The sequence below is a fragment of the Mesorhizobium sp. M5C.F.Ca.IN.020.29.1.1 genome (assembly GCF_003997375.1).
GTDB classification, from domain to species: Bacteria; Pseudomonadota; Alphaproteobacteria; order Rhizobiales; family Rhizobiaceae; genus Mesorhizobium; species Mesorhizobium wenxiniae.
This window is the reverse complement of sequence record NZ_RZSW01000240.1, coordinates 1-8,913: the sequence shown is the minus strand read 5'-3', so window position 1 is coordinate 8,913 and position 8,913 is coordinate 1. Positions and strand designations below refer to the sequence as shown.

Sequence of the window (8,913 nt, the reverse complement as noted above, 5' to 3'; positions counted from 1 at the left end):
GTCAGACCTTGCGGCAACTCACGCATCTACCCAAACCCTACGCTGTCGGCGGGAAACACGGTCCGGCCGGATAGAGTGCATTTTCACCAATCATGGTTGAAAAAGCGTGAAGACTTCTTACCCTGCCTTAACCTCCCGGCCGAGCCGTCGCGCCGCACATTTTCGATGGTGCCCCTTTACATCTTTGCCAGCCCAAGGATTTATCCTTTTCTTTGAGCTCAAGGAGACGAACATGTCCTTCGAAAACTGGGCCGCCTTTGCCGCCGCCTCGACGATCCTTCTTGTCATTCCCGGCCCGACCATCCTTCTGGTCGTGTCCTATGCTCTCGGCCAGGGCTGGCGCACCGCGCTGCCGATGGCGGTCGGCGTGGCGCTCGGCGACTTCACGGCGATGACGTTGTCGATGCTGGGCATCGGCGCGCTGTTGGCGGCGTCGGCCACCGTATTCATGCTGCTGAAGGTGATCGGCGCCGGTTATCTGATCTATCTCGGCGTAAAGCTGTTTCGCGCCGGTGGCACGCTCAAGGCCGAGCCGCGCCTCGACGCGGTGTCGTCGGCCAAGATGATGGCGCATGCCTGGCTGGTCACCGCGCTCAACCCGAAAAGCATCACCTTCTTCGTCGCCTTCCTGCCGCAGTTCCTCGACCGGCACGCCGGCTTCTGGACGCAGATGCTGATCCTTGAAACGACCTTCCTGGCGCTCGCCTTCGCCAATGCCTTCGGCTACGCGTTGATCGCGGCAAGGGCGCGCAACGTCGTGCGTAATCCCCTGGCGATCCGCATCTTCAACCGCACCGGCGGCACGCTGCTGGTCGGCGCCGGCATCGCCACGGTGGCGATGCGCTCGGGCAATTGAGGACATGCCATGGCAGTCAGGGATGCATTCGGCCTGACATTTTCGGGTGCGACCGAGGCCGGGTTCTCGTCCTACAGCCAGGCTGTCCGCGAACTGCAATGCTTCATCGGCGATCCGGTCGGCTCGGTCGATCGCGCCATCGCCGAGGATCCCGGCTTCGTCATGGCGCATGTGTTCAAGGGCTATCTCTTCGGCCTCGCCACCGAGCGTGAGGCGACAGCCGTGGCCAGGACTTGCTATGAGGCGTCGCTGCCGCTTGCGGCGACGCCGCGTGAGCAGGCGCATGTCGCTGCGCTCGGCCGTCTTGCCGCAGGACGCTGGCATGAAGCCGCCCGTCTGCTCGAGGATATCGCCATCGAGTTTCCGCTCGATGCGCTGGCGCTGCAGACCGGGCACCAGATCGATTTCTTCACCGGCAATGCCCGCATGCTGCGCGACCGCATCGGCCGCGCGCTGCCGTCGTGGCAAAGCGGCATGCCGGGATACCACGCCATACTTGGCATGCAGGCGTTCGGGCTGGAGGAAATGGGCGACTATGCGCGCGCCGAAAAGCTTGGCCGCATGGCAGTCGACATCGAGCCGCGCGACGGCTGGGCACAGCACGCCGTCGCCCACGTCATGGAAACGCAGAGCCGGCAAAAGGACGGCATCGCTTGGATGCGAGCCAACCCCGAAGCTTGGACGAAGGAAAGCTTCCTGCAAGTGCACAATTGGTGGCATCTGGCGCTGTTTCACTACGATCTCGGCGAGACCGAACAGGTGCTGGCGCTCTATGACGGGCCGATCTACGGCGAGCGCTCGACGCTGGCGCTCAACATGGTCGACGCTTCGGCGATCCTGTGGCGGCTGCATCTCGGCGGCGTCGATGTCGGCCCCCGCTGGGCGGCGCTCGCCGCCAACTGGACCAAAGCCAGCGCCGGCAACTATGCCTTCAACGATGCCCATGCGATGATGGCCTTCGTCGGCGCCGGCCAAGAAGCGCCGGTTCGCGCCTTGCTCGAGGCGCAGCGCGAGGCCATGCACGGCAACGACGACAACGCCGCCTTCACCCGCGATGTCGGCCATCCCTTGACGCTCGCCATCAAGGCATTCGGCGACGGCAATTATGCCGAGACGCTACGCCTGATCCGGCCAATCCGGGCGATCGCCCACCGGTTCGGGGGCAGCCACGCGCAACGCGACGTCATCGACCTGACGCTGATCGAAGCGGCGTTGCGTTCCGGCGATCATGCGCTGGCAACGGCGCTTGCCGCGGAACGCGCGCTGGCGCGGCCGGACAGTCTGCTGTCGGCGCTGTTCTCGCGGCGCGCCGCCGATTTGTCGGAGAATTGACCGGAGGCGGATCTTGTCTTAAAAACTGCGAAGTCAGATTTTTTCGAGATCCGAAAAAATTAATGGCAGTGGGAGGACACCATGTATCTCGGCCTCGATCTTGGCACGTCGGGCGTCAAGGCGCTTTTGATCGATGCCGGGCAGACTGTCATCGGCTCTGGCCATGCTTCACTAGACGTGTCGCGGCCGCATCCCGGCTGGTCCGAGCAGAACCCCGCCGACTGGATCCGCGCCTGCGAGGAAGCAATTGCCGAGCTCAACGCCTCGTATCCAGGACAACTCGCCGCCGTGAAGGGCATCGGCCTTTCCGGCCAGATGCACGGCGCCACCTTGCTCGACGCCGGCGACCAGGTGCTGCGCCCCTGCATCCTGTGGAACGACACGCGCAGCCATGCCGAGGCGGCCAAGCTCGACGCCGATCCGCGCTTTCGCAATCTGACCGGCAACATTGTCTTCCCCGGTTTCACCGCGCCAAAGCTGGTCTGGGTGAAAAACAACGAGCCGGATGTTTTCGCCAAAGTGGCAAAGGTCTTGCTGCCGAAGGATTTCCTGCGGCTCTGGCTCACCGGCGAACATATTTCGGAGATGTCGGACTCGGCAGGCACGTCCTGGCTCGATGTCGGCAAGCGAGGCTGGTCATCCGACCTGCTTTCCGCCACGTCGCTCGACGAGAAGCAGATGCCGTCACTGGTCGAAGGCACTGAGAAAGCCGGCGCCCTGCGCAGCGAACTGGCCTCGAAATGGGGAATGCAGGCCGGCATCCCGATCGCCGGCGGCGCCGGCGACAATGCGGCGTCGGCCTGCGGCATGGGCACGGTCGCAGCCGCCCAGGCCTTCGTCTCGCTTGGCACGTCAGGCGTGCTGTTTGCCGCCAACGCTGCCTATCTGCCAAACCCGGAAAGCGCGGTGCATACGTTCTGCCACGCGCTGCCCGACACCTGGCACCAGATGGGCGTCATCCTGTCGGCGACCGATTCGCTCAACTGGCTGTCGGAGATATCAGGGAAAGGCGCCGGCGAGCTGACCGCCGAACTCGGCGATACGCTGAAGGCGCCGACCGGCGTGTCCTTCCTGCCCTATCTCTCCGGCGAGCGTACGCCGCACAATGACTCGGCCATCCGCGGCGCGTTCACCGGGCTTGCGCATGAATCGAGCCGCGCTGTGCTGACCCAGGCGGTAGTCGAAGGTGTGGCTTTCGCCTTCCGCGACAGTCTCGAGGCCTTGGCCACGGCCGGCACGACGCTGACGCGGGTGACGGCGATCGGCGGCGGCTCGCGCTCGCGCTATTGGCTGAAGGCAATCGCCACCGCGCTCGGCCTGCCCGTCGACATCCCGGCCGATGGCGATTTCGGCGCTGCCTTCGGTGCGGCGCGACTCGGCATGATCGCGGCGACGGGCGCCGATCCGCTCAGAGTGTGCACGGCGCCGGCCACCGATGCCACTATCGAGCCGGTCGCCGCGCTAAGCAATGCCTATGCGGATGCCTATCAACGCTACCGCTTGCTTTACCCAGCCATCAAGGCCGCCACGGCGTGAGTGGTTTCCCACCCCCGCCGAGGCCTGAGATGACCTCACTGTGCCGGAACCTTGTTGAGAAAGCCGGTGACGCTCTTCAGGCGGCCATTCTCGATGACGCCGATGTCGGTGCCTTCGATGACCGAATCCGTGCCTTCCGGCCCGAGATTCCACGAGAAGCGGATCGTGTCGCCAAATCCGTCCGGCTTGCCCTTCAGCGAAAACCGGAAGCCGGCAAAACGCTGCTGGACGCCTTCGATCAGTGCGTCGACGCCGTCATGGCCGTCGCCCTGCATGATCGGATCGCGGTAGCTGACGTCCTCGGTGAAGGCCGCCTTGAGCAAGGTTTGCCGGCGCACGGCGTCGCTCTCGTTCCAGGCAGTGATGTAGTTTTCGGCGATCGTGTTGAGGTCGGTCATGGTCTGTCTCCTTTGTTGAGGGGCTTTGACATGACCGTTTTCATCCAACGCCAATGCGAAACCAATTACGCCTGAGGTAATCAGGACAGGACCATGCGAGAGGACAGACAATCATGACCAGCGGCTTTTTCGGCGACATCCAGAAGATCAAATATGAGGGGCCGGATTCGACCAATCCGCTGGCCTACCGGTTCTACAATCCCGACGAAATTGTCGCCGGCAAGCGGCTGGAAGACCATCTGCGCTTTGCCGTCGCCTACTGGCATTCATTCGCCTGGCCGGGCGGCGATCCGTTCGGCGGCCAGACCTTTGAGCGGCCATGGTTCGCCGAGGCCGGCGGCACCGACACGATGGAGCTGGCCAAGCTCAAGGCCGATGCCGCCTTCGACATGTTTGCGCTGCTCGGTGCCCCCTACTTCTGCTTCCACGATGCCGATGTGCGGCCGGAAGGAAAAGATTTTTCCGAAAGTGCCGCGCGCCTCGATGAGATCGCCGATTACTTTGCGTCGAAGATGAAGCAGACTGGGGTCAAGCTGCTTTGGGGCACGGCCAACCTGTTCTCCAACCGCCGCTTCATGGCGGGTGCCGCCACCAATCCCGATCCGGATGTCTTTGCCTATGCGGCAGCGACGGTGAAACACTGCATCGATGTCACCAAGCGGCTGAACGGCGAGAACTATGTGCTGTGGGGCGGCCGCGAGGGCTATGAGACGCTGCTCAACACCGACCTTGCCCGCGAACAGGAACAGGCCGGCCGCTTCCTCAACCTGGTCGTCGATTATAAGCACCGCATCGGCTTCAAGGGCACCATTCTGATCGAGCCGAAGCCGCAGGAGCCGACAAAACACCAGTACGACTATGACGTCGCCACGGTCTACGGCTTCCTGAAACGCTTCGGGCTGGAGAAGGAGGTCAAGCTCAACATCGAGCAGGGCCATGCCATCCTGGCCGGCCATTCCTTCGAGCATGAACTGGCGTTGGCCAGTGCGCTCGGCATCTTCGGCTCGATCGACATGAACCGCAACGACTACCAGTCGGGCTGGGACACCGACCAGTTCCCTAACAATGTGCCGGAGATGGCGCTGGCCTATTACCAGGTCCTGCAGGCTGGCGGCTTCAAGTCCGGCGGCACCAATTTCGACGCCAAGTTGCGGCGCCAGTCGCTCGACCCGCAGGATCTGCTGATTGGCCATATCGGCGGCATGGATTGCTGTGCACGCGGCCTCAAGGCTGCGGCGCGCATGGTCGAGGACAAGGCGCTGTCGGGACCGCTGGCCGAGCGCTATGCCGGCTGGAACTCGGCTGAGGCCAAGGCGATGCTTGCCGGCAAGAGGACGCTGGAGGAGATCACCGAACGCGTCGTCAAGAACAAGATCGAGCCGCAGCCTCGATCCGGCCGCCAGGAACTGCTCGAGAATATCGTCAACCGGTATGTCTGAGGTGTCGCACCGGCGGGTCTCTTGACCGACCCGCCGTCCGGAACAGCTTTGCGCGGGGACGGAACTGACGACAAGGTTTTGCCTCGCACCGCCCCTCAATCGCCTCGCTCTTGCCTTCAAACAGCCGTCACGAATCTCGTATATGTGGTCCGTGGCGGGAACAGAAAGAAGGAGGCGAAACGATATGCAGCACGAACGCGAAATCGACGCCCTGCTCTCATCTGGCGAGGCCGGATCGATCATCGACCGGCTGATGGCGCTGCCGCATCCGAAGCACGGTGCGCGCAGTGCAAACGAATGGGATCGCGCGGTCGCCAGCCGCTTTGAGACCCATCTTGCGAGACAGATGCGCTCGCACATCGACGGCAAAAGCGACCGCCAGGACGCTGCCTAATCCCGACTATCCCTTACGCAGCCTGACCGGCGCTTCGCCGAAAGCTCTTGAAAACGCCCTGGAAAATGCCGCGGCGGACGAGAATCCTGTTCGCCCGGCAATATCGGCCATGGCCACCCGCGTGTCGATCACCAGCCGGCGCGCGGCACCCAGCCGCAGCCTGAGATAATAGGCGCCCGGCGTCTCGCCGATCGACTTGCGAAAGATGCTCTCCAGCGTTCGCGCCGTCACCCCGGCGCGCTTCGCCACCGCGGCAATGGTCAACGGCTGGTCGACATGGGCTTCCATCAGCCGGATGGCTTGCGCCAGCCTGGGATCGTAGCCGTCGAGTCGGCCGAGCGAGACAAGCGGCTGCGCGTCGGTCGCGGCGCGCGCCTGATCGTAGATGAAGACACTTGCCACGTCGAGCGCGACAGCCATGCCGAGCCGCGTGCGGATCAGATGCAGCATCAGGTCGAAGGTCGGCGAAGCGCCGCCCGAGGTGAAGACCGGCCCGTCGATGACATAGCGGTCGGGGCGCACATCGACGCCTGGAAAGGCCGACGAAAAATCTTCCATGTCCTCCCAATGCGTGGTGGCGCTGCGTCCTTCCAGCAGGCCGGCGCGCGCCACCAGCCAGGTGCCGGCTTCGACACCGCCGCAGGCGCGTGCGGCGCGCGCCGCCCGGCGCAGGCCGGCAAGCAGAGCCGATGTGGAATAGTTCTGCGTACCGAAACCGGCGACGACGACAAGCATATCGGTTATATCCGCCGCATCGAAGCGGCCACTGACCGCAACCGGCAGGCCGCATGTGGTGACCGGCGCTTCGCCGGTCACCGAAACCAGCCTGAAATCGAACAGCGTCTCGCCGGCAATACGGTTGGCGGCGCGCAGCGGATCGACCGCCGATGCCACGCACATGATCGACGACCCGGAAAATATCAGAAGCGTTGCCTTGAGCGTCGAGCGTTCGGCGCGAAAGATCGAAGGCTTTTCGTTTTTCATCATGCGATCTTCGTAAAACGCAAAACAGTTTCCGGCAAGTCAGGCATTGTTGCCGTCTGTTCGATCAGGCCCATGTTTGATTGGGCCGTCTGCGCTGGTTGGGAGGAAAGTCCATGCCGCTGACGATGAACCGTGAGGTTTTCATTACCTGTGCCGTGACCGGGTCCGGCAGCTCGCAGGACCGTAGCCCGCATGTGCCCCGTTCGCCCAAGCAGATTGCCGATTCGGCCATCGATGCGGCAAAAGCGGGCGCGGCGATCGTCCACTGCCATGTGCGCGACCCCGAAACCGGCAAGCCACGGCGCGACGTGCAGCTCTATCGCGAAGTAACCGAGCGCATCCGTGCTGCAGATGTCGACGTGGTGCTGAACCTGACCGCCGGCATGGGCGGCGACATGGTGTTCGGTTCGCCGGAGAATCCCCTACCGCTCAACGAGAAAGGCACCGATATGGGCGGCGCGACCAACCGCGTGGAACATGTGCGCCAGTGCCTGCCGGAAATCTGCACGCTCGACTGCGGGACGATGAATTTCGCCGAAGCCGACTATGTCATGACCAATACGCCCGGCATGCTGCGCGCCATGGGTGGCATGATGACGGCGCTCGGCGTCAAGCCGGAGATCGAGGCCTTCGACACCGGGCATCTCTGGTTTGCCAAGCAGCTCGTCGAGGAAAAGGTGCTGGATCCGGATGCTCTCGTGCAATTGTGCATGGGCGTGCCATGGGGCGCTCCCGATGATCTCAACACCTTCATGGCGATGGTCAACAATGTGCCGTCGAGCTGGAATTGGTCGGCCTTCTCCATCGGCCGCAACCAGATGGCCTATGCCGCCGCCGCGGTGCTGGCCGGCGGCAATGTCCGCGTCGGGCTCGAGGATAATCTCTGGCTCGACAAGGGCGTGCTGGCGACCAATGCGCAGCTGGTCGAGCGGGCGGTCAGCATCGTGTCGAACATGGGCGCAAGGGTCATCGGCCCGGACGAGGTGCGCAAGAAGCTCAATTTGACGAAGCGCGCGCCGCTTTGAACAGGGAATCGGTAGGGAGGAGCCGCCGATGAAGACCGTGAAATTCACCGCCATGAAGGACGGCGACCGCGACGACTACGCGTTCCTCACCGAGCACGAGATCGACTATGCGGCGAAGACCGGGGAACGGCTGCTTGATGCGCTTGTCCAGCTCGACGAAGGCTTGTCCGGCTACAAGATCACGCGGCTCGGCCATTCGCTCCAGGCGGCGACGCGCGCATGGCGCGACGGCGCCGACACCGACTGGATCGCCTGCGCGCTACTGCACGACATCGGCGACATCTACGCACCCTACAATCACGACGAATATGCAGCTTCGATCCTAAAACCCTTCGTGCGCGAGCAGTGCACCTGGGTGGTGGAAAAGCACGGTGACTTCCAGCGCCTCTATTACGCCCACCATCTCGGCGGCAATCCCCATGCCCGCGACCGTTTCGCCGGCCATCTTTATTTCGACGATTGCGACCAGTTCTGCGAGCGCTGGGACCAGTCGAGCTTCGATCCGGATTACGAGACGCTGCCGATCGATTTCTTCCGGCCCATCGTGCTCGAAGTGTTTGCCCGCAGGGCCTATGACCCCACCGTGATCCGCGCCGGCGAGCGCGTGCCCCTGATCGATCTGGAAATAGCCAGGACAAGAACCGGAGCCTCCGCATGAGCATCATCACCAAGGCAGCTGCAATCGGCGGCGGCGTCATCGGCGCCGGCTGGGTAGCGCGGCTGCTCTTGAATGGCATCGACGTGTCGATTTTCGATCCCGACCCGGAAGCTTCGCGCAAGGTCGGCGAAGTGATGAAAGGCGCGCGCCGCGCCTACAAACAGATGCTGCCCGACGGCCTCCCAAAAGAGGGCAAACTGACCTTTGCCAAGACCATCGCCGATGCCGTCGCCGATGCCGATTTCATCCAGGAAAGCGTACCGGAACGGCTCGAACTGAAACATCGCGTGC

The 8,913-nt window shown here is 63.4% G+C and carries 10 protein-coding genes; 8 read left to right on the top strand and 2 right to left on the bottom strand.

All coding sequences use genetic code 11. The annotated features are described in order from the left end of the window. The first annotated feature begins 232 nt into the window (after positions 1 to 232). From EOA85_RS19340 to xylB, 3 genes are all read left to right on the top strand, one after another. Positions 233 to 856, top strand: a complete 624-nt coding sequence (locus tag EOA85_RS19340) for a LysE family translocator (protein WP_127210803.1) — start codon at positions 233 to 235, stop codon at positions 854 to 856. 9 nt (positions 857 to 865) lie between these two features. Further along, positions 866 to 2,188 (top strand): tetratricopeptide repeat protein, encoded by a 1,323-nt coding sequence (locus EOA85_RS19335; protein WP_127210802.1) that lies wholly within the window; start codon positions 866 to 868, stop codon positions 2,186 to 2,188. An 81-nt stretch (positions 2,189 to 2,269) separates the two neighbouring features. Then, entirely contained in the window at positions 2,270 to 3,724 is a 1,455-nt protein-coding gene (gene xylB / locus EOA85_RS19330; RefSeq protein WP_127210801.1) for a xylulokinase, read from the top strand. A 35-nt stretch (positions 3,725 to 3,759) separates the two neighbouring features. Here the strand turns inward: xylB and EOA85_RS19325 are convergent, their stop codons facing one another. Continuing rightward, positions 3,760 to 4,122 (bottom strand): nuclear transport factor 2 family protein, encoded by a 363-nt coding sequence (locus tag EOA85_RS19325; protein WP_127210800.1) that lies wholly within the window; start codon positions 4,120 to 4,122, stop codon positions 3,760 to 3,762. A 113-nt stretch (positions 4,123 to 4,235) separates the two neighbouring features. On the opposite strand from EOA85_RS19325, the gene xylA reads away from it, so the two are divergent. Next, on the top strand, positions 4,236 to 5,561 hold the full coding sequence (gene xylA / locus EOA85_RS19320; protein WP_127210799.1) for a xylose isomerase: 1,326 nt from the start codon (positions 4,236 to 4,238) through the stop codon (positions 5,559 to 5,561). Positions 5,562 to 5,745: 184 nt separating this feature from the next. Then, positions 5,746 to 5,955 (top strand): hypothetical protein, encoded by a 210-nt coding sequence (locus tag EOA85_RS19315; RefSeq protein WP_029347507.1) that lies wholly within the window; start codon positions 5,746 to 5,748, stop codon positions 5,953 to 5,955. Between the two features lie 6 nt (positions 5,956 to 5,961). Here the strand turns inward: EOA85_RS19315 and EOA85_RS19310 are convergent, their stop codons facing one another. Continuing rightward, positions 5,962 to 6,942, bottom strand: a complete 981-nt coding sequence (locus tag EOA85_RS19310; RefSeq protein WP_127210798.1) for a GlxA family transcriptional regulator — start codon at positions 6,940 to 6,942, stop codon at positions 5,962 to 5,964. Between the two features lie 110 nt (positions 6,943 to 7,052). Between EOA85_RS19310 and EOA85_RS19305 the strand changes: the two genes are divergently transcribed. From EOA85_RS19305 to EOA85_RS19295, 3 genes are all read left to right on the top strand, one after another. Further along, positions 7,053 to 7,964, top strand: coding sequence for a 3-keto-5-aminohexanoate cleavage protein (locus tag EOA85_RS19305; RefSeq protein ID WP_029347504.1), 912 nt, complete (start codon positions 7,053 to 7,055; stop codon positions 7,962 to 7,964). A gap of 28 nt (positions 7,965 to 7,992) precedes the next feature. Further along, positions 7,993 to 8,622 carry an HD domain-containing protein gene (locus EOA85_RS19300; RefSeq protein ID WP_127210797.1) on the top strand — a complete coding sequence of 210 codons (630 nt, stop codon included), beginning with the start codon at positions 7,993 to 7,995 and terminating at the stop codon, positions 8,620 to 8,622. After that, positions 8,619 to 8,913 (top strand): 3-hydroxyacyl-CoA dehydrogenase NAD-binding domain-containing protein (locus EOA85_RS19295; protein ID WP_245485872.1); only part of this gene is annotated, 295 nt, incomplete at its 3' end. The genes EOA85_RS19300 and EOA85_RS19295, both read left to right, overlap by 4 nt.

Bases quoted from the DNA above. Each gene is read 5' to 3' on its own strand.
- EOA85_RS19310 (WP_127210798.1), bottom strand. From the start codon at position 6,942: ATGATGAAAAACGAAAAGCCTTCGATCTTTCGCGCCGAACGCTCGACG.
- EOA85_RS19300 (WP_127210797.1), top strand. From the start codon at position 7,993: ATGAAGACCGTGAAATTCACCGCCATGAAGGACGGCGACCGCGACGAC.
- EOA85_RS19305 (WP_029347504.1), top strand. From the start codon at position 7,053: ATGCCGCTGACGATGAACCGTGAGGTTTTCATTACCTGTGCCGTGACC.
- xylA (WP_127210799.1), top strand. From the start codon at position 4,236: ATGACCAGCGGCTTTTTCGGCGACATCCAGAAGATCAAATATGAGGGG.
- EOA85_RS19335 (WP_127210802.1), top strand. From the start codon at position 866: ATGGCAGTCAGGGATGCATTCGGCCTGACATTTTCGGGTGCGACCGAG.
- EOA85_RS19325 (WP_127210800.1), bottom strand. From the start codon at position 4,122: ATGACCGACCTCAACACGATCGCCGAAAACTACATCACTGCCTGGAAC.
- EOA85_RS19340 (WP_127210803.1), top strand. From the start codon at position 233: ATGTCCTTCGAAAACTGGGCCGCCTTTGCCGCCGCCTCGACGATCCTT.
- EOA85_RS19315 (WP_029347507.1), top strand. From the start codon at position 5,746: ATGCAGCACGAACGCGAAATCGACGCCCTGCTCTCATCTGGCGAGGCC.
- xylB (WP_127210801.1), top strand. From the start codon at position 2,270: ATGTATCTCGGCCTCGATCTTGGCACGTCGGGCGTCAAGGCGCTTTTG.